25 protein-coding genes and 1 pseudogene are annotated in these 24,146 nt (G+C 67.9%); 18 read left to right on the top strand and 8 right to left on the bottom strand.

The genetic code is table 11. The annotated features are described in order from the left end of the window. The first annotated feature begins 21 nt into the window (after window positions 1–21). Both UAJ10_RS17520 and UAJ10_RS17515 read left to right on the top strand, forming a co-directional pair. Window positions 22–918, top strand: a complete 897-nt coding sequence (locus tag UAJ10_RS17520) for a LytR/AlgR family response regulator transcription factor (protein WP_322916497.1) — start codon at window positions 22–24, stop codon at window positions 916–918. A gap of 245 nt (window positions 919–1,163) precedes the next feature. After that, on the top strand, window positions 1,164–2,123 hold the full coding sequence (locus tag UAJ10_RS17515) for a PAS domain S-box protein (protein WP_322916496.1): 960 nt from the start codon (window positions 1,164–1,166) through the stop codon (window positions 2,121–2,123). A gap of 34 nt (window positions 2,124–2,157) precedes the next feature. Here UAJ10_RS17515 and UAJ10_RS17510 read toward each other — a convergent pair whose 3' ends face one another. Beyond that, window positions 2,158–3,381: an acyltransferase family protein gene (locus UAJ10_RS17510; RefSeq protein WP_322916495.1), complete on the bottom strand. Its 1,224-nt coding sequence runs from the start codon at window positions 3,379–3,381 to the stop codon at window positions 2,158–2,160. 133 nt (window positions 3,382–3,514) lie between these two features. Here UAJ10_RS17510 and UAJ10_RS17505 point away from each other — a divergent pair, with 133 nt between their 5' ends. Next, window positions 3,515–4,417: a LytTR family DNA-binding domain-containing protein gene (locus UAJ10_RS17505; protein ID WP_322916494.1), complete on the top strand. Its 903-nt coding sequence runs from the start codon at window positions 3,515–3,517 to the stop codon at window positions 4,415–4,417. On the opposite strand, the gene UAJ10_RS17500 is transcribed toward UAJ10_RS17505, so the two are convergent. From UAJ10_RS17500 to UAJ10_RS17490, 3 genes and pseudogenes are all read right to left on the bottom strand, one after another. Next, entirely contained in the window at window positions 4,418–5,356 is a 939-nt protein-coding gene (locus UAJ10_RS17500) for an alpha/beta hydrolase (RefSeq protein ID WP_322917347.1), read from the bottom strand. It abuts the gene before it with no gap. 41 nt (window positions 5,357–5,397) lie between these two features. Then, window positions 5,398–5,922, bottom strand: a complete 525-nt coding sequence (locus UAJ10_RS17495; RefSeq protein ID WP_322917346.1) for a glycosyltransferase — start codon at window positions 5,920–5,922, stop codon at window positions 5,398–5,400. Window positions 5,923–6,157: 235 nt separating this feature from the next. Then, window positions 6,158–6,574 (bottom strand): annotated as a pseudogene (locus UAJ10_RS17490) (glycosyltransferase); the annotation flags it as partial. Between the two features lie 343 nt (window positions 6,575–6,917). Between UAJ10_RS17490 and UAJ10_RS17485 the strand changes: the two are divergent. The 7 genes from UAJ10_RS17485 (at window position 6,918) to UAJ10_RS17455 (ending at window position 12,223) form a co-directional block, all read left to right on the top strand. Then, window positions 6,918–7,346 carry a VOC family protein gene (locus UAJ10_RS17485; RefSeq protein WP_416235376.1) on the top strand — a complete coding sequence of 143 codons (429 nt, stop codon included), beginning with the start codon at window positions 6,918–6,920 and terminating at the stop codon, window positions 7,344–7,346. A gap of 144 nt (window positions 7,347–7,490) precedes the next feature. Next, window positions 7,491–8,591 carry a serine hydrolase domain-containing protein gene (locus UAJ10_RS17480; RefSeq protein ID WP_322916492.1) on the top strand — a complete coding sequence of 367 codons (1,101 nt, stop codon included), beginning with the start codon at window positions 7,491–7,493 and terminating at the stop codon, window positions 8,589–8,591. 129 nt (window positions 8,592–8,720) lie between these two features. Continuing rightward, on the top strand, window positions 8,721–9,104 hold the full coding sequence (locus UAJ10_RS17475; RefSeq protein WP_322916491.1) for a YciI family protein: 384 nt from the start codon (window positions 8,721–8,723) through the stop codon (window positions 9,102–9,104). Between the two features lie 4 nt (window positions 9,105–9,108). After that, entirely contained in the window at window positions 9,109–10,383 is a 1,275-nt protein-coding gene (locus UAJ10_RS17470; RefSeq protein ID WP_322916490.1) for an RNA polymerase sigma factor, read from the top strand. Between the two features lie 114 nt (window positions 10,384–10,497). After that, window positions 10,498–10,980, top strand: a complete 483-nt coding sequence (locus UAJ10_RS17465) for a VOC family protein (protein ID WP_322916489.1) — start codon at window positions 10,498–10,500, stop codon at window positions 10,978–10,980. Window positions 10,981–11,020: 40 nt separating this feature from the next. Next, complete coding sequence (locus UAJ10_RS17460; RefSeq protein ID WP_322916488.1) at window positions 11,021–11,551, top strand: SRPBCC family protein; 531 nt, start codon at window positions 11,021–11,023, stop codon at window positions 11,549–11,551. Between the two features lie 120 nt (window positions 11,552–11,671). Beyond that, the gene (locus UAJ10_RS17455) at window positions 11,672–12,223 is read left to right on the top strand and encodes a type 1 glutamine amidotransferase domain-containing protein (RefSeq protein ID WP_322916487.1); all 552 of its coding nucleotides are present in this window, start codon (window positions 11,672–11,674) and stop codon (window positions 12,221–12,223) included. Between the two features lie 91 nt (window positions 12,224–12,314). Here the strand turns inward: UAJ10_RS17455 and UAJ10_RS17450 are convergent, their stop codons facing one another. Then, window positions 12,315–12,542: a hypothetical protein gene (locus tag UAJ10_RS17450; protein WP_322916486.1), complete on the bottom strand. Its 228-nt coding sequence runs from the start codon at window positions 12,540–12,542 to the stop codon at window positions 12,315–12,317. 451 nt (window positions 12,543–12,993) lie between these two features. On the opposite strand from UAJ10_RS17450, the gene UAJ10_RS17445 reads away from it, so the two are divergent. From UAJ10_RS17445 to UAJ10_RS17415, 7 genes are all read left to right on the top strand, one after another. Then, window positions 12,994–13,572, top strand: coding sequence for a sigma-70 family RNA polymerase sigma factor (locus tag UAJ10_RS17445; protein WP_322916485.1), 579 nt, complete (start codon window positions 12,994–12,996; stop codon window positions 13,570–13,572). 354 nt (window positions 13,573–13,926) lie between these two features. Next, a complete protein-coding gene (locus UAJ10_RS17440; protein WP_004274473.1) occupies window positions 13,927–14,082 on the top strand; it encodes a DUF3309 family protein in 156 nt (51 codons plus the stop codon). A 42-nt stretch (window positions 14,083–14,124) separates the two neighbouring features. Continuing rightward, a complete protein-coding gene (locus UAJ10_RS17435) occupies window positions 14,125–14,415 on the top strand; it encodes a hypothetical protein (RefSeq protein ID WP_322916484.1) in 291 nt (96 codons plus the stop codon). A 59-nt stretch (window positions 14,416–14,474) separates the two neighbouring features. Beyond that, complete coding sequence (locus UAJ10_RS17430) at window positions 14,475–14,711, top strand: hypothetical protein (protein WP_322916483.1); 237 nt, start codon at window positions 14,475–14,477, stop codon at window positions 14,709–14,711. A 342-nt stretch (window positions 14,712–15,053) separates the two neighbouring features. Beyond that, window positions 15,054–15,632: a helix-turn-helix transcriptional regulator gene (locus UAJ10_RS17425; RefSeq protein ID WP_322916482.1), complete on the top strand. Its 579-nt coding sequence runs from the start codon at window positions 15,054–15,056 to the stop codon at window positions 15,630–15,632. An 89-nt stretch (window positions 15,633–15,721) separates the two neighbouring features. Next, the gene (locus UAJ10_RS17420) at window positions 15,722–15,934 is read left to right on the top strand and encodes a SlyX family protein (protein ID WP_004274585.1); all 213 of its coding nucleotides are present in this window, start codon (window positions 15,722–15,724) and stop codon (window positions 15,932–15,934) included. Window positions 15,935–16,115: 181 nt separating this feature from the next. Then, window positions 16,116–17,207, top strand: a complete 1,092-nt coding sequence (locus UAJ10_RS17415; RefSeq protein WP_322916481.1) for an NAD(P)H-dependent flavin oxidoreductase — start codon at window positions 16,116–16,118, stop codon at window positions 17,205–17,207. Window positions 17,208–17,210: 3 nt separating this feature from the next. Here the strand turns inward: UAJ10_RS17415 and UAJ10_RS17410 are convergent, their stop codons facing one another. The 3 genes from UAJ10_RS17410 to UAJ10_RS17400 form a co-directional block, all read right to left on the bottom strand. After that, window positions 17,211–17,630 (bottom strand): hypothetical protein, encoded by a 420-nt coding sequence (locus tag UAJ10_RS17410; RefSeq protein WP_322916480.1) that lies wholly within the window; start codon window positions 17,628–17,630, stop codon window positions 17,211–17,213. A 206-nt stretch (window positions 17,631–17,836) separates the two neighbouring features. Continuing rightward, window positions 17,837–20,767, bottom strand: a complete 2,931-nt coding sequence (locus tag UAJ10_RS17405; protein WP_322916478.1) for a TonB-dependent receptor — start codon at window positions 20,765–20,767, stop codon at window positions 17,837–17,839. 530 nt (window positions 20,768–21,297) lie between these two features. Next, window positions 21,298–22,914: a carboxylesterase/lipase family protein gene (locus tag UAJ10_RS17400; RefSeq protein WP_322916477.1), complete on the bottom strand. Its 1,617-nt coding sequence runs from the start codon at window positions 22,912–22,914 to the stop codon at window positions 21,298–21,300. Window positions 22,915–23,110: 196 nt separating this feature from the next. Between UAJ10_RS17400 and UAJ10_RS17395 the strand changes: the two genes are divergently transcribed. Beyond that, window positions 23,111–24,031: an alpha/beta hydrolase gene (locus UAJ10_RS17395; protein WP_322916476.1), complete on the top strand. Its 921-nt coding sequence runs from the start codon at window positions 23,111–23,113 to the stop codon at window positions 24,029–24,031. The last annotated feature ends 115 nt before the right edge of the window (window positions 24,032–24,146 follow it).

The following is a 24,146-nucleotide window of genomic DNA, read 5'->3' as shown; positions in this document are numbered from 1 at the left end:
CAGGGTCAAGCGGATGAAAAAATGAGACAGGCGGCGGATCGTTTCTCAGCCTTCTGGAGTACGCCGAACCTGAAGGCCTGGGCCCTGGTGTGGCTGGGTTTCGCCTTTGTTCCCACCACCATCAACGCCTTCGCGCTGCTGACGGAATACGAGCGGACCAACCAGGACATCCCGGCCTGGGAGCCCTTCCTGAGGGAGTATTCCAGCGGCGTGGCCCTGCTGCTGGTGCTGCCCCTGGTGCGCTGGTCCATCAACCACATGCCAGGGTGGTCGGAGGCGCCGCTGCGCTGCGTCGCCCAGTTCCTGGGCACGGCCCTGGCCTTCAGCACGTTGCACCTGGCGGCGATGACCGTGCTGCGCATGGCCGCCTACGGCGCGTTGGGGCAAAGCTACGCCGTCGACGACCTGCGCGACGACCTGCCGTATGAATTCCGCAAGGACCTGCTGACCTATCTGCTGATCGTATTGGTGGTGGTGGGCGTGCGGCACCTGATCCGCCTGTCGCGTTCACTGGCCCTGGTGGAGGCGGCGGCGAACGCGGCGGCGCGCGCCACGGAGGGGCAGGGCCCACCGGAAACGGCGGCGGCGGAACCCGCACGCCTGGACCTGGCCCGCATAGAACTGAAAGTGGGATCGCGGCGGGTCTATCTGGCGCCGGCGGATATCCTGCTGGTGCGCTCCGCCGGCAATTACATCGAGGTGGTGACCGCCGAGGCCGTCCATTTGGTGCGCCGCACGCTGGCGGATTTCCAGGCTGAATTGCCGCCGCCGGACTTCGCGCGGGTGCATCGCTCCCACCTGGTGAACAGGGGCGCCATCGTCCGTATCGATAACCGGCCCTCCGGCGACATGGACCTGACGTTGAGCAACGGCGCCACCATCCCAGCCAGCCGTCGCTACAAATCAGAGTTATTCTAGAATAGATGTATGCCCAAGCGATTATCGGCCGCGGCACCGCGCCCGCCGTGGGTATAGGTCTAAGGTCCGTTTGAAGTGCGGCCATGCATTGGGCCAGACTGGCGGTGTCGACGGGACCTTACTTTTCTAGTGGGTTTCACACCTTGCTTCAGAGTGTTCCCGGCGACGGGCGCCCGAAATCCGGCCCAGCCGGCGTTGGTCGGCGTTAACCTTGTTTTTGGGTTGGTTGGAGGCACTGCCGACCGATGGAAGCCTTGTCCCCGCACGCCATTCTGGCCGCGATTGTCGACTCGTCGGACGACGCCATCATCAGCAAGACGCTGGATGGCACGGTCACCAGTTGGAACGCGGCGGCGGAGCGTCTGTTCGGCTACACCGCCGATGAAATGATCGGCCGCAACATCGCGGTTCTGGCCCCCCCGGGACGCGAGGGGGAGATGCCCAGCATCCTCGCCCGCCTGAAACAGGGGGAGCGTGTCAGCCATTTCGAGACGCTGCGCCGGCACAAGGATGGCCACACGCTGGAAATCTCGCTGACCGTCTCGCCCTTGCGCGATAATGACGGCACGCTGATCGGCGCCTCCAAGATCGCCCGCGACATCTCGCATCATCGCCGCTCCGAACGCCAGATTTCCTTCCTGATGCAGGAAGTCGACCATCGCGCCAAGAACGCCCTGGCGGTGGTGCAATCCATCCTGCGCCTGACGCGGGCGGACACGGTGGACGACTTCGTCGCCCTGGTCGAGGGGCGCATCTCGGCGCTCGCCGCCATCCACAGCCAAGTGGCCAGCCGTCAGTGGGTGGGTACCGACCTGGACAGCCTGGCCCACATCTCCTTCGATCCCTTCGACCCCAGCGGCGCCCGCGTCACCCGCAACGGGCCGCAGACGGTGCTGGGCCCCCAGGCCTCGCAGGCGATGGGCCTGGCGTTGTACGAGCTGGCGGGCAACGCCGCCCGCTATGGCGCCTTGAACCATCCGGACGGCCATGTCGACCTGTCGTGGCAGAGCGACGACAGCGCCCTGTCGGTCAGCTGGCGCGAATGGGGCCTGCACGACGTCCGCCCGCCGATGCGCAAGGGCTTCGGCCTGACCGTGTGCCAGCTGTTGCTGGCGGGACAGTTGGGCGGGCGTCTGGACTTCGACTGGCAGGAGGGCGGCTTGGCCCTGGGCATCAGCCTACCACGCGCCAACCTGACGAACTGACGCCCGGGCGGGGCGGGCGTGACGCCCGGCGCCATCATGCCGGTTGCGCTTGCGCCTCCAAGCGCGCCGCTGACCTGGGCTTCAGCCCGAACCAGGGCCGCAGCGGGTTCACCCGGCGGACCGCCTCATAAACCGCGAGGCAGGTGGCGAAGGTGCCCAGGATCAGCAATGGCGCCTCCAGCCCTTGAGGCAGCCCCGCCTTGGCCAGGTAATGCCCCAGGACGACGGTCGCCGTCTGGTGCACCAGGTAGAAGGGGAACACGGCCGGCACGAGATAGCGCAAGGCGGCGCTGTCCCGGGTCAAATGGCGGGCACCAAAACCCAGCACGGCGGCGATGGCGGCCCATTGGTCCGCCGCATAGACGAAGCGCATGATGGCGCGCAAGGCCTCGGGCGGCACGGCGTCGTCGGCGCGGTAGGCCCAGGCGTAGGCGGCGAAGGCGGCATATGTGGGCAGGGCCATCAGCAGGGCCGGCCAGCGCAGGCGCAGGAAGCCTTGGCGCAGCGTTTCCGACTTCGCCATCAGGAAGCCGAACAGGAAGGCGCTGAACGACAGGGCGTGGTCGTACCAGTCGTTGACGATCCAGTGCGTCATGGGGAAACGGTCCAACAGGGCGTAGCGGATCAGGCCCAGGAACAGCAGGGGCAGCACCAGCAGGCGCCAGCCGCCCAAGGCCCGTTCCACGCCGCGCTCCAGCCGCTTCAGCAGAGGTCCCGCGACGGCCAGCAGGCCGCACAGCACCAGGGTGTAGGCCAGCAGATAGGCCACGAACCACATGTGGTTGTAGGTCGGGGTCGCCAGGCAGTCCGTCCCTCGACACCAGTGGCCGCTGCCGGTGACGTATTTCAGGTAAAAGGCCGCATAGGGCAGGGCCTGGTCCGGCACCTTCTCGACGATCTCGAAAAAGCTCTGCGGCGGAACGACGACGAAAATGGCCAGCAACAGGGGTGGCAGCAACCGGGCCACCCGGGCGCGGGTCAGCGCCCCCACCGCCATCGTGTCGGCCACGGCCATCTTGTCCGCCAGGAATCGCGTCGCGGCGCCCGAAACCAGGAACAGCAGGGTCAGCCGCCAGGGGCTGGTCAGCATCATGATGGGTTCCAGCGCCGGCACCGTGTGCGGGCTTTTCACGTGCCAGTCCCAGGGCACGTAGAACATGCCGACGTGATAGAGGATCAGCAGGAAGAAGGCGATGACGCGGATCCAGTCCAGGTCATACCGGCGCGTCGAGAGGGGGGAAGGGGCGGAAACGGACATCGGCGTCGCATCCTCATCATCAGGCTGGCCGGGGGGCCGGCGATGGCGCTACGCTGGCATCCGGCCGCCGGCGCCCCCAAGAGGCGAGGGCGCGGGCGGCGGGATAAAGGGCGCGGATGGGGATTGAACGGCGATGTCCACGGCACCAGCGGCGGAAGCGACGGCGCAGGCGGTGATGCTGCCGGGGTGGCGGTTGTCAGCGCGCGCCACCTGGGCGCTGGTGTGGCTCGTCTTTTATTTCCTGCCCACCACCATCAACGTGCTGTCGGTCCTGTCGGAGCATAAGCGGGACGGCCGCCCCATCGCCGCTTGGGAACCAATGTGCTGGGAATACTCCAGCGCCCTGGGCGGCCTGGCGGCGCTGCCCCTGGTCTACCTCGGGATCAGGCGGGCGCCGGGCTGGGCGCGGGCGCCGCTGCGCACCTTGGGCCTTCATCTGGTCATGATGGCCGCCTACGGCGCGGTGCATATCGGCCTGATGATGGGGCTGCGCGTCGTCGTCTACGCGGCGGTCGGCGGCCACTACCACAGCGCCGGCAGCTGGGCCGACATCTTCCTCTATGAGTTCCGCAAGGACTCGCTGACCTATCTGATCGCGGCCGCCATCCTGACCATGGGCCGGCAGTTGGTGCGCCTATCGCGCGTGGTCGCGCTGGTGGAGGCGCAGCAGGCCGCCCCCGTTTCAGCGCCGGCCACTGCGCCGGCCGTGGTGGAACCGCCGGCCCGCCTGGAACTGAAGGTGGGAACACGGCGGGTGTTCGTCGCGCCGGAGGAGATCATCCAGGTCAGCGCCGCCGGCAAGTATGTCGAGGTCATGACGGCGGAGCGGGTGCACCTGGTCCGCCGCTCCTTGGCGGACATCCAATCCGACCTGCCGCCCCAGTTGTTCGTGCGCGTCCACCGCTCCCGCCTGTTGAATCGCGCCACCATACAGCGTGTGGACAGCCGTCCCTCCGGCGACCTGGACATCACCCTGACCACCGGCCTGACCGTCACCGCCAGCCGGCGCTACAAGGCGGAGCTGTTGCAGGCGTGACTATTGGCCATTCCCCCGCATGAAGCGGACGATGGCGGTGGTGATGCCGGGGTTGATGGCCAGGCCGGGGTCGGTGTAGGTGGCCAGGTTGGCGGCGCGGTCGTTCAGGGGGGCGTTCTTCATCATGTGGTTCACGCCCTCCAGCCTCTCCACCCGCACGCCCTGGCGGGCCTGGGACAGGCGGACGGCGTCCGACATGTCGATCTGGATGTCGTTGGTTCCCTGCAACACCAGCACGGGCGGGCTGGTGTGGGCCAGTTCCGCCGCCGGATCGATGGTCAGTTCCGAGATCAGGTAGGGCTGTATGCTGGGTCGGAACAGGCTCATCAGCGGCGGGGGCACCTTGGCCACCGGCCGGCCCCGCTCCAGCTGGGTGATGGCGTCCAACGCCGCCCGCTGTACGTCCAGGGGCAAGTCCGTACGTGGCAGCTGCTGGCGCATCATGTCGCCGTACGTGCGCCCGGGGGTGGCCACCAGGATCAGGCCCGCCACCGGCGCCTGTTCGGCCAACAGGATGGCGGTCAGCCCGCCCTCGCTGTGGCCCAGCAGGAAGACCGGGCCAATTCCGGGCTGGGCGCGCAGGAAGGCCAGCCATTGGCCGGTGTCCTGCACATAGGTGTTCAGCCGCAGGTCCTCCTCCCGCGTCAGGGCGCCCTTGCTGGCGCCCACGCCGCGCTTGTCGATGCGCAGGCTGGCGATGCCCTTCAAGGCCAGGGATTGGGCCAGCTGGCGCAGGGCGTCGGTGCGCAGCGACGGGCCGTTGCCGTTGCGGTCCACCGGGCCGGAGGCGGGCACCATGAGCACGGCGGGGATGGGCCCGGGCGGGATGGTATCCGGCATCTGCAGCGTGCCGGCCAGCGGGCCGGGGCCGCCGTTGATCGTGACCTCCCGCTCCATCGCGGCGGCCCGGCCCGCGGCAAGCAGAGCGACCAGCAGCATAACCCATTTCCAACGCCGCGTGCGCATCCCCCGTCCTCCGCTCATCGTCCGCCATCCCGGCGCGGGATCGGCACCGGGGCCACCAAGCCCAGATAGAGGTCGCGCATGCGCCGGCCCACCTCGGCCTCGCCGAACTCCGGATCCACCACACCACGACTGGCCAGGCTCAACCGGCGGCGCAGCGCCCCGTCCTGCGCCAAGCGGGCCAGCACGGCCGCCAGCGCCGCCGGATCGCGGGGCGGGGCCAGCAGGGCGTTGCGCCCCTCCACCGCCACCTCGCGGCTGCCCGGCACGTCGGTCGCCACGATGGCGCGGCCGCAGGCCGCCGCCTCCAGCAAGCTCTTGGGCACGCCTTCGCCCCCGCGCGAGGCCAGAACGGCGATACTGGCCCGGGACCAGACGGTGCGCACGTCGCTGACGGCGCCCAGCCATTCGATGCCGGGTTCCGCCGCCCAAGCGGTCAGGGTCGCCTGGGGGATGGCGGCCGGGCTGTCGGCATCCGGCGCGCCCGCCAGGATCAGGCGCAGATCCACGCCCTGGGCGCGGACCTGGCGCACGGCGGCCACCAGAATCCTCTACCCCCTTCAGGGTCAGCATGCGCGAAACCTGGGCGCAGGTGACGGGGCCCAACGGCTCCGCCAGTTCCTCGTAATGGGCGAGGTCCACGCCCGAGCCGCGGATCAGCCGCGCCGCCGGCGGCCGGGGCCAGCCGGCGGCCAGCAGGGCCGCGTCGTCGCCGTTCTGCACCACCAGGGCCTGGCCCCGGCGCCAACCGGCGGCGTTCAGCGCCAGGCGCAGCAACACCCGGCCCAGGGCCGCCTTAAGTCCGGTGCCGGACAGGCCCAGGCCCAGGCCGGCCAGGGTGGTCACCACCCGGGTGTCGCGCAGGCCGGCCAGGAACAGCGCGAAACCGCCCAGCACCGCGGGCTTCACCGCGATATGGTGGATGATGGTGGGCCGTTCCCGGCGATACAGCCGCGCCAGGCGGCGGATGTCGCCCAGGGCGCTCAAGGGGTTGAAGCTGCCGCGCCGCCAGGGCAGGGGGATGACACGGAACCCTTCCGCCGCGATGGCGGGCCCATCCTTGGCCACCCGGCAGGCCACGGCCACATCGAACCCGGCGTCGCGCGCCGCCCGCGCCGTGGGCAGGCGGTGGGATCGGAAATACCAGTCCTCCGTCACGACGAACAGCAAGGTGGGGCGCGGGGCGTCAGGCATGGTGACCAAAGTGGCGTCTATCCCAGTAGTCAAGGGCCAGGTAATGGCAGGGAACTGGGGACGAGTTCTACCGGTTTTGCGACTGCCTGTCGTATACGTCCTATCGGATAAGTAAACCCGTCTGCCCCGAAGGGCCGGGGTCCGATTTGGGCTATCCCAAGGCCACGGTGCTGGCGGACGGACGGGCCCTGGTGGTGTACCATTTCGCCGGTGAGGACGGCATTCGCCGCATCGACGCGAGCGTGGCGCACATCCTGAGTTAAGGTGATTTCTCACCCGAGATTTGCCTCTTAGTATTCTGTTTGTGTTAATAAATCCCCCACTCCTCAGAAAGCGGATGAAGATGACGCAGCGCCCGCGTTTCCACCTGGCCTTCCCGGTTCATGACTTGGCCGCCGCCCGCGCCTTCTATGGCGGCCTGCTGGGCTGCCCCGAGGGGCGCAGCTCACCGGAATGGGTGGATTTCGACCTCTACGGCCATCAGATCGTGGCCCATCTGGTGCCGGGCAAGGCGGCGACGGCCACCGACGATCACAACCCGGTGGATGGCCACGAGGTGCCGGTGCCCCACTTCGGCCTGATCCTGGCCTGGCACGACTGGACCGCCCTGGCCGATCGCCTGCGCGACGGTGGCCAGACCTTCGTCATCGAGCCTTATGTCCGCTTCAAGGGCCAAGTGGGGGAGCAGGGCACCATGTTCCTGTACGATCCCAGCGGCAACGCCCTGGAATTCAAGGCCTTCCGCGACGAATCCCTGATCTTCGCCAAATAAGCGCCCGTAATCGGCGGCGGCCTTTGTTTCAAGGTCCGGGAAAATTGCTACGGCATCGCAACGCTTGCGTTTCTTGGGCTTCCCGGTCCCGCCGCCCCATGGTGTCCTGTCCCCACACGGCCTTTCTCAAGGTGGGGAATGAACATGAAACAAACGATCTGGGGGCTGCCGGTGATGGCCGCCGCGCTGGCCCTGTATGGGGGCACCCTGTGTGGCGGCGCCCTGGCGGCGGAGCCCAAGGAGGTTCGGGCGGCCCTGGACCAGGCGGTGCCCGGCCTTTTGGCCAGCGCCAAGGTGCCCAGCGTTTCCATCGCCGAGATCGAGGATGGCAAGGTCGTGCTGACCGCCGCCTATGGCGAGCAGAGCCCTGGCGTGCGCGCCACGCCAGCCACGCTGTACAACATCGCCTCGCTGACCAAGCCCATCACGGCGGAGGTGGTGTTGCGCCTGGCCGCGCGGAAGACGGTGTCGCTGGACGCGCCCATGGCCGACTATTGGACCGATCCCGACATCGCCACTGACGACCGCCGGCAACTGCTGACGGCGCGCCTGGCGCTCAGCCACCAGACGGGATTCCCCAATTGGCGTGGACAGGGCAAGCCGCTGGCCTTCCAGTTCACGCCCGGCACCTCCTACGGGTATTCGGGCGAGGGCTACCAGTACGTCGCCCGCTATGTGGAGAAGAAGACGGGCCAGGATTTCGAGAGCCTGGCCCAGGCCCTGGTGTTCAAGCCGGCGGGCATGAACGACACCGCCAGCGGGCACAAGCCCTGGTTCGACGGCCGCGTCGCCGTGCCCACCGACGCGTCCGGCACGGCGCTGCAGCCGGGCTATGCCACCACCTACAACGCCGCCGATCTGATCTACACCACCGCCGGTGACTACGCCCGCTTCATCACCAGCGTGATGAGGGATCAGGATTTGACCACGAGTCTGGCCGCGGACCGCCGCCATATCCAGGTCAACCAGAAGGCCGAGATGTGCGGCGGCGCCAAGGCCGCCACCTGCCCGGCAGAGGCCGGCTTCGGCCTGGGCTGGCAGGTGCTGGAGTTCAACGGCGAGACCGTGATGATGCACACCGGCCGGGACGAGGGGGTGGCCACCTTCGCGTGGTACAGCCCGACCACCCGCAAGGGCGCGGTGTTCCTGACCAACAGCGACAACGGTTTCCAACTGGTGCTGCCGGTGTTCGAGGCGCTGGGCGCCAGCCCCACCTTCCTGGCCTACCTGCGCGGGCAGTCTTGACCGGCTAGGGGCCTGAGGCCGGTATTACACCGAAGATTTTTCCGGTGGCGGTGTCGGATCCGGGCATACTCGGCCGTCCTGGGGAAGAACCGGTTGCAAACCGGCCGTCCCGCCGCTGGAGGATCACCCATGCTGTACGCCATCCTGTGCTATCACCGCGAAGACGTCGTCGGTTCCTGGACCAAGGAGGAGGACGACGCCGTGATGGCCAAGCTGTCGGTGGTGCATGAGACGCTGGCGCGCGAGGGTCGCCTGGGCCCCGTCGCCCGGCTGTTGCCCACCACAGCGGCCACCACGCTGCGCAAGGACAGCGACCCGCCGCTGGTGATCGACGGCCCCTTCGCCGAAACCAAGGAGCAACTGCTGGGCTTCTACCTGGTGGAAGGGGAGACGCTGGAGCAAATCCTGGACACCGCGCGCGAGCTGGGCCGCGCCAACCCCGGCGGCAGCTATGAGATCCGGCCGGTGGCCCTCTACCACCCGGCGCCCGCCCCCACTGCCGCCGGGGCATGAGATCATGGCCGAGGCCGCCGACATGGCCTGGATCAACACCGCGCTGACGGCCGCCCGGCCACAGGCGATGGGGGCCCTGTTGCGCTATTTTCGCGACCTGGACACGGCGGAGGAGGCGTTCCAGGAGGCGTCCCTGCGCGCCCTGAAGGCCTGGCCGCGCAACGGTCCGCCACGCGATCCCGCCGCCTGGCTGATCTTCGTCGGGCGGAACGCCACCCTGGACACGGTACGCCGCCTGGCCCGCCAGCAGCCCCTGCCGGAAGAGGACACGCTGGCCGACAGCGACGGCGGCGACGGGGATGCCGAGGCCGAACTGGCGGAACGCCTGGACGGCGCCGGCTATCGCGACGACATCCTGCGCCTGCTGTTCATCTGCTGTCCGCCCGACCTGCCGGCCACGCAGCAGATCGCCGTGGCCTTGCGCATCGTCTCCGGCCTCAGCGTGGCGGAGATCGCGCGGGCCTTCCTGGTCAGCGACAGCGCCATGGAACAGCGCATCACCCGGGCCAAGGCGCGCATCACCCGGTCCGGCGTGCCGTTCGAAACCCCCGGCGCGCCAGAGCGAGCAGAGCGGCTGGGCGCCGTCGCCGCCATGCTGTACCTGCTGTTCAACGAGGGTTACTCCGCTGGCGGCGACACGGTGGAACGCCGGGCGCCCCTGGCGCATGAGGCCATCCGCCTGGCCCGCCTGCTGCTGCGCCTATTCCCGTCGGAACCGGAGATCATGGGCCTGCTGGCGTTGATGCTGCTGCAACAGGCGCGATCCGCCGCCCGCTTCGATGGCGAGGGCAACCTGGTGCTGCTGGAGGACCAGGACCGCGGCCGCTGGAACGCCCCCATGATCGCGGAGGGCCTGGCCCTGATCGACAAGGCCATGCGCCACGGCCAGCCCACGCCCTACCTGGTGCAGGCGGCCATCTCGGCCCTCCACGCCCGGGCCGCCACGGCGGCCGAAACGGACTGGACGCAGATCGACCTGCTGTACGCCACCCTGGAACACATCCAGCCCTCGCCGGTGGTGACGCTGAACCGCTCGGTCGCCACGGCCAAGGTGCGGGGGCCGGCGGCGGCCCTGGCCATGATCGAGCCCCTGGCCGAGCGGTTGGCCGGCTACTTCCACTTCTTCGGAGTGAAGGGCGCCTATCTGACGCAGCTGGGCCGCACGGCGGAGGCGCGCGTGGCCTTCGACCGTGCCATCGCCCTGGCCCACACGCCGGCGGAGGCCGCCCACATCCGCCAGCATCTGGACCGGCTGGCACGCGACGCGGCCCCGACCTGAAAAAAATCATACGCCCTGTCGGGACGGCACCATGGCCGTCGTCCTTGGGACAGGCCCCGCGTCCGGCGTGGCCCCAGCAGTCATAAACAGGGCAATCAACGGGAGAGCGTGACCATGTCCGATGCCATCCAGACCATGCATCCCCTCCAGCAGGGCGTCATTCCCCACCTGGTGGTCGGCGACGCCAAGGCGGCGCTGGCCTTCTACGCCCAGGCCCTGGGTGCGGAGGAAGTGTTCCGCATGCCGGCCCAGGACGGCGACCGGCTATTGCATGCCGAGATCCGCATGAACGGCGCCCGCCTGTTCCTGCGTGATGATTTCCCCGAGTACCGGGCGGAGCATGGCGGCACCAGCGCCCCACCGGCCCTGCTGAGGGGCACCAGCGTGGTCATGCATCTGGAGGTGCCCAACTGTGACGCCGCCATGGACCGGGCGGTGGCGGCCGGCGCCGCGGTCACCATGCCGGCCATCGACGCCTTCTGGGGCGCCCGCTATGGCCAAGTGGCCGATCCCTTCGGCCATCTGTGGAGCTTCGCCCATCCGCTGGGCGCCCCCGGCGAGCCATGCCCGCTGGCCGCCGGCCAGGCGGCCCCCTGAAGCGGCCGGACATCGAACCAGCAAAGGAAGGACCGGGACCATGAACGAGACGCCAGAATTCCGTATTTCCCGCCGCTTCGCCGCCACCCCCTGCCTGCTATGGTCCGCCTATACGGAGCCGGAGCGGCTGCGCCTGTGGTGGGGGCCCAAGGGCTTCACCTGGGTGCGGGGCGACCTGGATCTGCGGCCCGGCGGCGCCTTCTTCTATGGCATGAAGCCACCGGCGGAGGTGGGTGATTTCACCATGTGGGGCAAATGGACCTTCCGCGAAATCACGGCGCCCACGCCGTCGACGCCGGGCCTGATGTCCTTCCTCGTCTCCTTCACCGACGCCGACGGCACGCCGGTGCGCCACCCCATGAGCCCCACCTGGCCCTTGGAGATGCTGAGCACCACGGCCTTCATCGCGGACGAGGGCGGCACCCGCCTGGATTGCACCGCCGTGCCGGTCAACGCCACGGCGGAGGAAGAGGCGACCTTCGCCGCCGGGGCCGAGAGCATGCGCCAGGGCTGGAACGGCACGCTGGACCAGTTGGACGACTATCTGGCACGGGCGCAGCCGGCCGCCTGACGTCCGTTTCACCAACTGGCGACGTCCTGATAGTTGGGGAACCGGTGGGGGCGGGCGGGGGTTGTCCAGCCGACTTTCCCGCCCATCAGCACCCGCCCATCAGCAAAGGAAACGCCGGTCATGGCCGACATCCACGACACCCGCATCCTGATCCTGGCCGCCAACGGCTTTGAGCAATCCGAACTGACCGTCCCCAGGGACGAGCTGCGCAAAGCCGGCGCCAAGGTCGACGTGGCCACCCCGGACGGCAAGCCCATCCGTGGCTGGGACCACACCGACTGGGGCGAGACGGTGGAGGCCGACCTGCACATCGCCGACACCAAGGTGGAGGATTACCAGGCGGTGGTATTGCCCGGCGGCCAGATCAATCCCGACCTGCTGCGGGTGGATCCGGACGCCATGCGCCGCGTCACCGGCTTCCTGGGGAGTGGCAAGGTGGTGGCCGCCATTTGCCACGGCCCCTGGCTGCTGGTGGAGGCCGACGCCCTGCGCGGACGCCGCGTCACCTCTTACAAGTCCATACGCAAGGACGTAGAGAACGCCGGCGGGGACTGGGTGGACGAAGAGGTGGTGGTGGACAACGGCGTCATCACCAGCCGGTCGCCGGACGACCTGCCGGCGTTCGTCGCCAAGATCATCGAAGAGGTGGGCGAGGGCCGGCATACGCGCTGATCCCGTCCGTCAACGCCAAAATGAAAAGGCCGGCCCCCGCGACGGGGCCGGCCTTCCGGTTTTCGGGCGTGCCGCCAAGGCGGCGGACGCCTCAGTTCAGCAGGGCTTTCCCCTGCAGACGGGCCAGCAGGGCATGGATCTCGGCCGGCAGGGGCTCGGCAACGGCGTCACAGAACATTTCCCGGATCTGGTCATCCACCGCGTCTTGGACGATGTCGAAGGGGGTGGCATAGGCCGCCACCGTCGAGCATCCCGCCGCCACAAGGGGCGTCAGGGCCGGAGAGCGCTGAAACTCAATGCTTTTCTGCCGCTTGGTCATAACATCCTTCCCAAAAGCCCGGGCCTATGCCCTTCGCACCAAGACTAAAGCGGCCAGCATCAGCTTTGTTCCATGGCGGCAACGGGATAGCCGTCCTTCCCGTGTAAGCTCCCCGAGGGAGGACTGCGGCGATGGGCATAGGGCAGGGGCCGGCCAGTACCGCAAAATTTCCCTTCCCCTCCTTTGACCAGACTATCCCAGCACCCATCAGGGCAGCACGTCGCATAATCGGATGGTCATAGTCCGTCCGTTAAATAGACCGAATAAATACAGCGATAAACCTAGCGTTCTTCCCGAAATACGGAGAGACGATGGCGTCGGTATTTGCTTATAGTGATCTTAGAAGACAGACGAATTCGGGGATTTACCGAACCCTTTATCGCCCGTGTCCACATGCGATTTCTTCAGGAAGAATAAAATCGTAACGGGCTTTCACAAAAAGGTGTGACCCATGCCATCCGCTGAGACATCGCCCACCTTTCGTGACGACTTGGTCAAGCTGATCCCGGCCATGCGGGCCTTCGCCCGGTCGCTGACCAACAACGCCGCCGACACCGACGACTTGGTGCAGGATGCCATCGTCCGCGCCTGGTCCCATGCGAGCCAGTTCACACCAGGCACCAATTTGCGTGCCTGGCTCTTCACCATCCTGCGCAACCGCTACTACTCCGTCGCCAAGCACCAGCAGCGCGAGGTGGGCGACCCGGACGGTATCCATACCGCGCGGCTGACCATCAGCCCGGCGCAGGAATGGGGCATCGCCGGCCGCGAACTGAAGGCGGCGCTGATGAAGCTGCCCGTGGAACAGCGCGAGGCGCTGGTCCTGGTGGGGGGCGCCGGCGCCAGCTACGAGGAGGCGGCCGAGATTTGCGGCTGCGCCCTGGGCACCATCAAAAGCCGCGTGAACCGTGGCCGGGCCCGGCTGGCCGACATCATGGGCATGGACCCGGGCGACACCGGCCTCGGCGCGCCCACCGGCATGGCCACCTCCAGCGCCTGGGATGCCAGCCATCCGGTCAGCAGCCACTGACGTGACGAAGCGACATCAATCACTTGGCATAAGGATTTAGGTGAAGTGCCTGACAGGAAACCTTGGTCACGGGACGCCAACCAGTGGAAACGGATGTCCGCGCAATGGCTGACGGCCCAGCGACACGCCCCCGTCCGCCTGGGCTCGGCCGAGCGAACCGTGCCCGCCGAACCGGTCGGGAGCGGGGCCGGGGAGGGCGCATGGCCCGCCACGCCGCGTCCGGCGCTTTCCCTGCCAGCGCTTTCCCTGGAAGCCTTGGCGAACCATCAAGCCTCGGCACCCCCTATCGCCGCCTGACGGACTGCCCACGGCAAAAAGGGCACAAACAGTCCGTCCCCAACGGAGGATCACCCCATGCTCGGCACCATCCTGCTCGTCGTCCTGGTCCTGTTGCTGCTGGGGGCCATCCCCAGTTGGCCCTACAGCCGCGGCTGGGGCTATGGCCCCAGCGGCCTGTTGAGCATCGTGCTCATCGTCGTCCTGGTGCTCGTCTTGACCGGCAGGGTGTAGCCGGCCGGAGCCATCCCTTAACGGCCTAGAAGGAGACGGATCATGACGGCCGTACATGAGGCCCTTCCGGATATCGACACCCTGCTGGGCGACGTGTCCCGTTATTTCGAAACGCCGCACGACCTGGTCGTCACCGACCGCCTGGACCGGGCGGAAAAGATCCTGCTGCTGCGCCATTGGGAACATGACCTGCAGCTGCTGATGGTGGCGAGCGAGGAGAACATGACCACCGACCTGCCACCGACGACGGCCCACCAGCTGTCCGAGGTCAAGTCGGCCCTGGTGGCGCTGGGCGACGTATCCGCACCGTCGGGACCCGCCAAGGTAGGCTGACACTCGCGTCATCAAGGCCGGTGTCATTGAAGCAAGCGTCGTTTAGGAAGGATCATCCCATGGCCAACCGCAATGAAGGCGAGGGCAACCGCACCGCGGCCCGCGCCTATGACAAGCACGCCCGTGACTTCGTGGCGACGGGCCAGGTGGCGGAAAAAGCCCGCGACGCGGCCGACGCCGTCGATGGTCCGGAGGGCTGCGACCTGGAACGGGCTGAGGCGCGTGGCAAAGCCCACGCCCGGGAAGAAGACAAGCTGCTGCGCCCCAACGCGTCCAAGGGCGGCGGCAAACACTGACGGTGTCAGCCAGCCTGGTCAGTGAAGAAGGGCGCCGGTCTTGCAGCCGGCGCCCTTGGCTTATCCGTTCGTCGCCATTCCACCGCGGCCTCCCACGTCGGACACACCCAACCGGAAGACTGGCAGTTCTACTTTGCACAAGTCTGACATTTTAACTTTGCGCCTACATACGAAAAACCGATAAGGAAGATTATGGAAATAATTATCTGAACCGCGCACGGCCATAGGCGTCGTGCCATGGCGTTCGGCTGGCCGCCGGCTTGCAGCAATTTGCACTCATTTATTCGACAGCGGCTGGCGAAGATGCCGACAATGTCCCGGGATCAATCCGGGGATGAAATCATGCTGACCGTCATACCGGGGCCCGCTGCCGCCGCTTGCGCGCGGCGCCGGGATGAGATTACCACCTTGCTGCGCAGCGCGTTGGCCCTCTTGGACAATGACAGCGGCGCCGCGGCCACTTGCCTGCAGCGGGCGGCGGATATGCTGCGCGACCTGGCGGTCGATGCGCCGCCGCTTACGGGCGGCCTTGTGCCTTGGCAGGTGCGCCGGGTCGAGACGTACATCCATGACCATTTGGCGGCGCCCATCCGCATCCGTGACGTGGCGGTGCTGGTCCGCCTCAGCACCAGTTATTTCTCGCGCGCCTTCCGCATCACCTTCGGCGTGCCCTTCACCCAGTATGTCATCCATCAGCGCATGGAACAGGCCAAGCACTTGATGACGACCACGGCGGAGCCGCTCTCCCACATCGCACTGACCTGCGGACTGGCCGACCAGGCGCACCTGACCCGGCTGTTCCGGCAGACCATGGGGGTGACACCAGCGGCCTGGCGGCGGTGCGTGCGGCAGGAACACCCAGAGCAGCGCCCCCATTCGGGGGCCGGCGCGACGGCCGCCGGCGAACCGCAGGCCGCCTGATGGGTTCATCGGCGCGAGGAAAATAATCAGGCGGGGTCCCGGGCCCGGGGTGCTATAGAGGCGCCATCATCCCCCTCAGGACCGCCCCCATGGATTCCGTCGAACAGCGCCTTATCGACCTGGAGATGCGCATCACCCACCATGAACGCATGGCGGAGGAACTGTCGCAGGTGGTGGCGGACCAGGGCCAGATGATCGACATGCTGACCGCCCGCGTGCGCCGGCTGCTGGCCCGCCTGCAAGAGGCGGAGGGTGGCTGGCGTCCCTCCCCCCAGGATGAAAAGCCGCCGCCGCATTACTAGGGGGTGCTGGACCATGCGCTGCTGAGCCGCACCGGGTGAGACGAAGTCCGCCGGGGATTCGCGCCATTGTCTTGAGGATATTCCACCGATTTCGCCGCCAGCGGTCCCGTCATCCATGGCAAGCTGGCGGCGACATCCCCACATCCGGGGCATGTCGCCACCGACTGAGGGAGCGTGCCCCATGACCGCCTGGCCCGACCGCCGCATCCTGGACCTGTTTGGCATCGACCACCCCATCCTGCAGGCGCCCATGGCCAACGCCAGCACGCCGGCCATGGCGGTGGCGGTCAGCGCGGCGGGTGGGCTGGGCGCCCTGCCCGGCGCCCAATACACCCTGGATGGCTTGCGGTCCGCGGTGGCCGAGGTGCGGCAAGGCACCAGCAGGCCCTTCAACCTCAACTTCTTCTGCCACACCCCGCCGGTGCCGGATCCGGCCCGCCTGATGGCGTGGCGCGCCCGGCTGGCGTCTTACTATGTCGAGCTGGGTCTCGATCCTGCCGATACGCCCCCGGTCGGCGGCCGCACCCCCTTCGACGCCGATTTCTGCGCCCTGATCGAGGAGGTGAGGCCGGCGGTGGTCAGCTTCCATTTCGGCCTGCCGGGCAAGCTGCTGGTGGAGCGGGTGAAGGCCACCGGCGCCAAGGTCATCGCCTCGGCCACCACGGTGGCGGAGGCGCGCTGGCTGGAGCATCACGGCGTCGACGCCGTCATCGCCATGGGGCTGGAAGCGGGCGGCCACCGCGGCAACTTCCTCTCGGACGACATGGCGACGCAAGTCGGCACCTTCGCCCTGGTGCCGCAGGTGGCGGACGCCGTCTCGGTCCCCGTCATCGCCACCGGCGGCATCGCCGACGCGCGCGGCATCGTGGCCGCCTTGGCCCTGGGCGCCTCCGCCGTGCAGATCGGCACCGCCTACCTGTTCTGTCCGGAGATCAAGATCCCCGAGGTGCACCGCCAGGCGCTGGAGAGCGCCACGGATGACGGCACGGCGCTGACCAACCTGTTCACCGGCCGCCCCGCGCGCGGCATCGTCAACCGCCTGATGCGCGAGGTCGGCCCCCTGTCCGACGCGCCCACCGCTTTTCCTACCGCCGGCGGCGCCCTCGCCCCCTTGCGCGCCAAGGCGGAGGCGGCCGGTTCCGGCGATTTCACCAACCAGTGGGCCGGCCAGGCGGCGCGCCTGGGCCGCGCCCTGCCCGCCGGTGAGCTGACGCGGACGCTGGCGGCGGAGGCGCTGGCCCGCCTGGGCGCCCACCAGATCAGCCGCCGGTGAGGCTCAACGGCAGGTCAGGTCGTGGTCCTTGTTGATCTTGCACGGGTGCAGCAGGGTACCCAGGTAACGCTGGTCCAGCGTCGTGCCGGTGTTCATCTCCGGCAGGCGTAGATATTTGTCTTCCTTATCGGCGTTCAGATACGTTTCCAGATTATTGAAGCGCCATTTCTCCGCCTCTTCCCGCAGGAACTGTTCCTGGTCCAGCGGGTCGGGCAGGACGAAGTGCGGCGCCTGGATGATGTATTCCGGCGTGGAGGACTCGGGCGGCTTTTGCGCCGGTGACGATGGTGCGTCGGCCTTGGGCACCACGGGCGTCAGGGTGATCTGCGGCTGGGATGCCGCGGGTTGGGATTGCGCCAGGGCGGGGCCAGCCGCCATCAGCAGAAGGGCCCCCACGAAGGTCCGCCATCGCGCACGCCGCATTCCCTGCCCCATTCGCCGCCTACCGTTCAGGCAGTGAACCATGCCCGACGCCGCCTCACAACCACCAGCGCTTTCACTGAAAAGAAAACGCGCGCCGAACGGGTGCCGGCGCGCGTCAGGGAGATGGAGCACAAATGAAGGTCTCACGAGGCTGGTGGACTGAACCGGGGCGCCGCCTCACCCGCGCCCCGGCTTTTAAAACGCGCTTAGTATTTGAACGAGAAGCCGGCCTCATAGATGCGGCCGGTGCAGTTGTAGTAGTTCAGCCGGTTGACCGTGCCGACGTACTGGTCGTTGCACTCGTTCGTCAGGTTGATGGCATTGAACATGAAGGTCAGGCGCTCATTGACGGCATAGGAGGAGGCGAAGTCCACGTTCATGGTGGAGTTGGTGCCTTCCACGTCGTTGCCGTTGCGACCCGGCACCTGGGTCAGGTAACCGCTGCGGTAGGCGGCGGAGATGCGGGCGCTGAACACCTTGTCGTCGTAATAGAGCGTGCCGTTGTAGGCGTTCTTGGACAGGCCAACCAGGTCGGCCAGGGTGGTGGTGGTCGAGGTCGCCGCCAGCAGGTAATTGATGCGGCTTTGCACGTAGGTGTAGTTCAGCAGGATGCCGAAATTGCTCCAGAAGTCCGGCAGGAAGCTGAACGGCTGCTGGAAGTTCACCTCCAGGCCCTTCAGGTCGCCGCCTTTCGTGTTCACCGGCGTGCTGAAGGTGAACACCTCGCTGCCGGTCAGGCCCGTGCCGTTCAGCAGGCTGAGCGGCAGGCCTGAGGTGTTGTAGACCTTGTTCTCGCTCAAGGTCTGCACGTAGCTGTTGATGTCCTTGTAGAACAGGCCCAGCGAGATCAGGGCGCCCGGCTGGTAGTAGTATTCGAAGGACAGGTCGGCGGTGTTGGCGCGGATGGGCTTCAGGTAGGGGTTGCCCGAGGTCACCGTGCGGTTGGTGCCGGCCACGTTGACGCTGCCGCCGGGGTTCAGGCCGCTGAGGTCGTTGCGCACCATGACCTTGGCCAAAGCCGCCCGGATCAGGAAGTCGTCCGTGACCTCGCCCACCAGGTTCATCGACGGCAACACATCATGATAGTCGGTGCCCACGGTCACCCACGTGGGCGTGCTGCCCACCGCCTGATAGCCGGAGGAGTTCTGGTCGGTGGTGACGAAGCGCACGCCGATGTCGCCGCGGATGGGCAGACCCAGTCGGTCGGTCTTGAAATTGGCCTGGGCGTAGCCGCCGTAGTCCTTTTCTTCCACCGCGTAATTGCTGCCCAGGGAGCCGGTGCCCGTCTGGCTGACGGAGAAGGTGCCGGTCTTGCTGTAGATGTTCAGCGCGTTGGCGAAGGCGTCGATGTCGGCCACCAGCCAGTTGCCGGGCGTGCCCGCCGGGGCGAAGCCGCCCACGCCGCCGCCGATCTTGGTCAGGCTGGCCAGGCTCACGCCGGCCGGCAGGGTGGGAACGGCGATTTCCGAGGCGCGGGTCTTGTTGTAGGTGGAGAAGGTGAAGTCCTTGAACTGGAAACCGGCCTTCAGCGTCAGCTCGTTGCTGATGTCGTATTCGAAGTCCAGGTCGCCGTTGCCGTAGGTGTTCTGGGTGCCGTTGGGCCGCAGGCGGATGTTGGACAGGCCGTTCACCAGCTTCCAGTTCGCCGGGTCGGTGACGTCGAAACCGTAGGACAGCACCGGCAGGCGGCTGTTGGCGCGATAGTCGTAGGAGTAGCCGTTGCTGCCGGTGCGATCCAGGGTGATGGTCGTCTGCACCGGGTTGTTGAAGGCGGAGACGGAGTAGCCGCCCAGCGCGTTCATGCGGAAGCTGGGGGAGAAGCTGTGCTTGATGTTCAGGGTTTCCTGGCCGAACTGCGTGCTGAGCACGTCGTAGCGCGCCTCCGACCGGATGCCGACATTGTTGAAGGTGCCGGCGATCAGGTTGCCGTTGGCGTCCAGGGTACCGGAGGTGATCTGCATGACCGGCTTGCCGGTGACGATGCTGCCCACCGTGGTGCGCGCCTGGCTGAAGCTGATGGCCTCCAGGTCGTTTTCCGAGCGGGTGCCCCACAGGTCGGAGAACACGCCGTCCAGGCTGATCTCCGTATCCTCGTCCGGCTTCCACTGCAGCGAAGTCACCAGGCCGGCGCGGCTCTGGTTGTAGTCATAGACGCTGTAGCGCGGAATGCGCGGCATGAAGACGTTGGGACCGTTGACCGCGGACAGCGCGGTCGGCGCCGTGACACCGCCGTTATAGCTGCCCGAGGCGTTGGAGGCGTTGGACGCCCAGCGCGTGGTTTCTGAGCTGAGCTGCTGCGTGTCGCGCTTGGAATAGGAAAAGCCCACCAGGAAGCCCAGCTTGCCGTCGTTGAAGGTGTCGCTGACCAGCACGGCGCCGTTGGGCTCCTTGCTCTTGTTCTGGTCGTTGTAGGTGGCCTTGCCATTGATGGCCAACTTGAAGCCGCCGAAGTCCAGCGGGTGGGGCGTGGACAGATCCACGCCGGCACCCAGCGAGCCCTCCTCCTGGTCCGCCGACTGCGTCTTGTGGACGGTCAGGTTGCTGAACAGGTCGGAGCCGAAGACGTTGAAGTCGAAGGCGCGGGAGCGGTTGTTGCCGCCCTGGGCGTCGGAGCTGCCGGTGGTGGCGATAGCATCCATGCCGTTGATGCGCACGCGGGTGAAGGCCGGGCCCAGGCCGCGCACGGAAATCTGGCGTCCCTCGCCCGCATCACGGGTGATGGCGATGCCGGGGATGCGTTGCAGGGATTCGGCCAGGTTCTTGTCGGGGAACTTGGCGATGTCTTCCGCCACGATGCTGTCGACCACGCCCGAGCTTTCACGCTTGGCCTGCAGGGCCACGTTCAGGCTGCGGCGAAAACCGGAGACGATGATTTCCTCCAGCCCGTCGCCGCCGCCGGGGGCCGCCGTCTCGCCCTGGGGCGCGGTGGCCTGGCTGGCCTGGTCGGATGGCGCGCCCGCCTGGGTCGCACCCACCTGGGTAGCACCCTGGTCCGCCGGCGCCGCAGGCTGCCCCACCGCCTGGTCGGCGGCATGGGCGGCGCCGGCTCCCCCGGCCGCCAAGGCCAGCAGCAACGCCACCTGAGACACGCGGGTGGACAGTGTGTGGCGCCGCGTCCGGCTCACGCTCTTCAGCATTTGACGTAATCCTCCGTTCAACCTTGTTGTTTTGCTTTGCCGGCCCGCGTGCCCGGGGAAGCACCGGCCGGTTGTTCCCCCGGCCCAAGTGTTCCCAGAAAAACCAGACGTTGTCGCCTGGTCGTGCCACCCGTCCGACCTCCCCGTCCGTCCGGCCCGTTATTGGGACCGGTGTCATTTTTAATCCGCAAGCAACGGCCAGCTCCGGGCCGACCGTTAACGAGGGCCTTCAGCCGGCGTTAGCGCGCGCCAGCAGCTGCGGCGTCCCCGGATGTCCCGATGATGCGTTTCGAAAAGTCGATCGGGCGCGGCAGCCACCGACGGCGCCCCAGCCCATGCCTCTGCGTGATGGCATTCCCACACCCTCCCATTATGTCGGCGTCTTTGGGCCTGTTTGGCCATCGCCGTTGTTCCTAAAATGACACCGGTTACCGACCGATGCAAGCACCAAGAGTTGTTCGCAGCACCGTCTTGCTCCGACATGCCTGTTCCCAGCAGGAATGCCAGGGAATGCGCCACTTTTCCCGCGCTCAAGTCCCCTGCTGGGTGAAAGGCACCCGGGCGAAAAGGCGTCGCTCGGCGCCGCGCGGATCCTGTTCCAGACGCCAGTCCAGGTCGAACACCAGGGTCTCCCGCCCTGACAGGGTGTACGGCGTCCAGCGGGGCGCGCCGTCGGCATTGGGGTCGCCCGTGCGGGCGAAGGCGATGAAGGCGTTGCTCATCCGCTCCGCCATGAGCCGCGCGTCGGCACTGTCGGTGGACAGCGCGTCGGGCACGCCGGTGTTGTCGAACACCAGGGGGATGTCCAGCGTGTGCGGCGCCCGCCACTTGCCGCCGTCCTTGGGGCTGCCCCAGTTCAGCTGATAGGCGTAGGTGGGCGCGCCACCCTGGCCTAACGCCTGCGCCTGGATGGCGCGCGCCTCCGCCTCCATCACCGCCGCGCGCCAGGAGCGGCCAGCCGTGGTGGCGGAGAAGAAGACGTCGCTGGGGCTGTAGCTGGGGTAGAGCCGGCGGTACTCCGCCACCACCAGGTCGGGATTGATGTCCACCCGCATGTGCTTGGCCAACAGGGCGGGCACCTGCTCCCAGGCCAGGGTGAAGGTGGACGGGTCGCTCCCGCCGATCAGCAGCCGCGTCTCGTCATGGGTGTTGCCGATGATCATGGGGATGCCGGCCGACTGCGCCGGGGCATCCGGATAGAAGGGATGGCGGGCCAGCACCTGGTCATCCAGCACGGGGCCCCAGTAGAGCCCGCCCATGCCCTGCCCGGCCACGCCGTGGATGGGGTCGGCGGCGTTCAGGGCCGACAGCAGCTTTTCCACCGGCAGGGTCGCCGCCTCCGCCGCGCGTTCCGGCGTCAGGCCCAGGGCGTCCAGATAGGTCCTGGCGCGGGCGGTGGCGTTCAGCGGTCCGGAAGCGGTGACCTGCTGGCCGCTCATGGTGGCGGCGCGGTGGAACAAGCCCTGGGCCGCCGACGTGCCCATCAGCGTGGCGATCTTGGCGCCGCCGCCGGACTGGCCGAACAGCATGACGCGGCCGGGATCACCGCCAAAGGCGGCGATGTTGTCGCGCACCCACCGCAGGGCCAGCACCAGGTCCAGGATACCGGCGTTGCCTGATGGGGCGTAGGCCGGTCCGGCCAGGCGGCCCAGATACAAATGGCCGAAGGCATTGAGGCGATGGTTCAGCGTCACCACCACGACGTCGCCCCGGTGCGCCAGCCGCGTGCCGTCATAAAGGGCGTCGCTGCCGGACCCGTGGGAATAGGCGCCGCCGTGGATATAGACCATGACCGGCCGATTGCCCCCGGCCTTGGCCTCCGGTGTCCAGACGTTCAGGAACAGGCAATCCTCGGACTGCGCCTCATCGAACCGGGTCTGGGGACAGGCGGCACCGTAGGCCAGGGCGTCCCTGACCTCGCGCCAGGGGGCCGGCGGCTGCGGCGGCTGGAAACGGCGGGGGCCGGTGTCGGCGCCATAGCGGATGCCCTTGAACACCTGGACACCGTCGTGGCGCGTGCCACGCACCCGCCCGTGGGCGGTGGTCACCACCGGATCGGAAGCGGCCCAGGCCCGCGGCGGCAGGGTCAGCGCCGCGGCGGCGGCCACGCCCAACCCCAATGCCGCGCGACGATCAACCGATGACAAGGAAACGCGACTTTCCGCTTGGCGGAACGGTCGAACCGGGTCCATGCTTCCTCCCACTTCCATTTATGGCCGAAGATCAAGAACAGGGAGGACCCCCTTGGATCGCACCCGTCCCGCCTTTGGGCCTATATATGACACCGGTTTCCTCAGCTTTGTGAAGAGGGCTTTTGCAGCCGGCGCCGTTTGGGTGGGCCTGATGGCCGGGCTTCCGGGCGCGGCCCTGGCCGACGACCTGCCCGCCCCCTTCCCCATCTGGCCCGCCGGCGTGGGACCGGGATCGGAAGGGGTGACGGTGCAGGAGACGGTGGTGGAACGCAGCGCTGATCCCACCGCGCGGCACGACCGCTACACCGTGGGCATCACCCGGCCGCATCTGTCTCTATACCGCCCGGCCCATCCCAACGGCACCGCCCTGCTGGTCATGCCGGGTGGCGGCTACCGCTGGGTGGTGGTGGACAAGGAGGGTGATGAGATCGGCCGGCGACTCAGCGCCGCCGGGGTCACCGTGTTCGTCCTGACCTATCGCCTGCCGGGCGACGGCCACGTCCACGCCGCCGACGTGCCCCTGCAGGACGCCCAGCGCGCAATGCGCCTGATCCGCGCCCGCGCCGCCGAATGGGGAGTGGACCCGCACAAGGTGGGCGCCATGGGCCTGTCGGCCGGTGGCCATGTCGCGGGCAGCCTGGGCACACGCTATGACGCCCCGGTCTACACGCCGCAGGACGCGGCCGACCGGCAGAGCGCCCGGCCCGACTTCCTGGCCCTGGTCTATCCGGTGACCAGCATGGATCCCGCCATCGCCCACAAGGGATCGCGCGCCCAGCTGCTGGGCGACACCCCCACCCCGGCGCGGGACACGGCCTATTCCACGGACCTGGCGGTGACGGCCCAGACCCCGCCCACCTTCCTGCTGCACGCCGACGACGACCCGTCCGTGCCAGTGGAGAACAGCCTGCGCTTCTATGCCGCCCTGCACGCCGCCAAGGTCCCGGCCGAACTGCACATTTTCCAGAAGGGCGGTCACGGCTTCGGCATCCGGGGCGCCACCGGGCTGCCAGCCGCGGCGTGGCCGGACCTTTACATCGCCTGGGTGCGTGGCCTAGGGATGATGCCGTGATGGCCCTTCCACACGGGAAAGGCCGCCTTTAATGTCACCGGTGTCAATTGGTCATTGATCCGGTCCGGTCCCGCTGGCACAGTGCGTGGGGCAAGCCCGCGGCACAGACGGGCCC

Source organism: Nitrospirillum guaranorum, from assembly GCF_034653275.1.
In the GTDB taxonomy this organism is placed as follows: Bacteria; Pseudomonadota; Alphaproteobacteria; order Azospirillales; family Azospirillaceae; genus Nitrospirillum.
This window is presented reverse-complemented; position numbering and strand designations above follow the sequence as displayed.

Excerpts from the sequence above, each read along its gene's own strand:
- UAJ10_RS17520 (WP_322916497.1), top strand. The coding sequence starts at position 22 with ATGAGACAGGCGGCGGATCGTTTCTCAGCCTTCTGGAGTACGCCGAAC.
- UAJ10_RS17515 (WP_322916496.1), top strand. The coding sequence starts at position 1,164 with ATGGAAGCCTTGTCCCCGCACGCCATTCTGGCCGCGATTGTCGACTCG.
- UAJ10_RS17510 (WP_322916495.1), bottom strand. The coding sequence starts at position 3,381 with ATGTCCGTTTCCGCCCCTTCCCCCCTCTCGACGCGCCGGTATGACCTG.
- UAJ10_RS17505 (WP_322916494.1), top strand. The coding sequence starts at position 3,515 with ATGTCCACGGCACCAGCGGCGGAAGCGACGGCGCAGGCGGTGATGCTG.
- UAJ10_RS17500 (WP_322917347.1), bottom strand. The coding sequence starts at position 5,356 with ATGCTGCTGGTCGCTCTGCTTGCCGCGGGCCGGGCCGCCGCGATGGAG.
- UAJ10_RS17485 (WP_416235376.1), top strand. The coding sequence starts at position 6,918 with ATGACGCAGCGCCCGCGTTTCCACCTGGCCTTCCCGGTTCATGACTTG.
- UAJ10_RS17480 (WP_322916492.1), top strand. The coding sequence starts at position 7,491 with ATGAAACAAACGATCTGGGGGCTGCCGGTGATGGCCGCCGCGCTGGCC.
- UAJ10_RS17475 (WP_322916491.1), top strand. The coding sequence starts at position 8,721 with ATGCTGTACGCCATCCTGTGCTATCACCGCGAAGACGTCGTCGGTTCC.
- UAJ10_RS17470 (WP_322916490.1), top strand. The coding sequence starts at position 9,109 with ATGGCCGAGGCCGCCGACATGGCCTGGATCAACACCGCGCTGACGGCC.
- UAJ10_RS17465 (WP_322916489.1), top strand. The coding sequence starts at position 10,498 with ATGTCCGATGCCATCCAGACCATGCATCCCCTCCAGCAGGGCGTCATT.
- UAJ10_RS17460 (WP_322916488.1), top strand. The coding sequence starts at position 11,021 with ATGAACGAGACGCCAGAATTCCGTATTTCCCGCCGCTTCGCCGCCACC.
- UAJ10_RS17455 (WP_322916487.1), top strand. The coding sequence starts at position 11,672 with ATGGCCGACATCCACGACACCCGCATCCTGATCCTGGCCGCCAACGGC.
- UAJ10_RS17450 (WP_322916486.1), bottom strand. The coding sequence starts at position 12,542 with ATGACCAAGCGGCAGAAAAGCATTGAGTTTCAGCGCTCTCCGGCCCTG.
- UAJ10_RS17445 (WP_322916485.1), top strand. The coding sequence starts at position 12,994 with ATGCCATCCGCTGAGACATCGCCCACCTTTCGTGACGACTTGGTCAAG.
- UAJ10_RS17440 (WP_004274473.1), top strand. The coding sequence starts at position 13,927 with ATGCTCGGCACCATCCTGCTCGTCGTCCTGGTCCTGTTGCTGCTGGGG.
- UAJ10_RS17435 (WP_322916484.1), top strand. The coding sequence starts at position 14,125 with ATGACGGCCGTACATGAGGCCCTTCCGGATATCGACACCCTGCTGGGC.
- UAJ10_RS17430 (WP_322916483.1), top strand. The coding sequence starts at position 14,475 with ATGGCCAACCGCAATGAAGGCGAGGGCAACCGCACCGCGGCCCGCGCC.
- UAJ10_RS17425 (WP_322916482.1), top strand. The coding sequence starts at position 15,054 with ATGCTGACCGTCATACCGGGGCCCGCTGCCGCCGCTTGCGCGCGGCGC.
- UAJ10_RS17420 (WP_004274585.1), top strand. The coding sequence starts at position 15,722 with ATGGATTCCGTCGAACAGCGCCTTATCGACCTGGAGATGCGCATCACC.
- UAJ10_RS17415 (WP_322916481.1), top strand. The coding sequence starts at position 16,116 with ATGACCGCCTGGCCCGACCGCCGCATCCTGGACCTGTTTGGCATCGAC.
- UAJ10_RS17410 (WP_322916480.1), bottom strand. The coding sequence starts at position 17,630 with ATGCGGCGTGCGCGATGGCGGACCTTCGTGGGGGCCCTTCTGCTGATG.
- UAJ10_RS17405 (WP_322916478.1), bottom strand. The coding sequence starts at position 20,767 with ATGCTGAAGAGCGTGAGCCGGACGCGGCGCCACACACTGTCCACCCGC.
- UAJ10_RS17395 (WP_322916476.1), top strand. The coding sequence starts at position 23,111 with ATGGCCGGGCTTCCGGGCGCGGCCCTGGCCGACGACCTGCCCGCCCCC.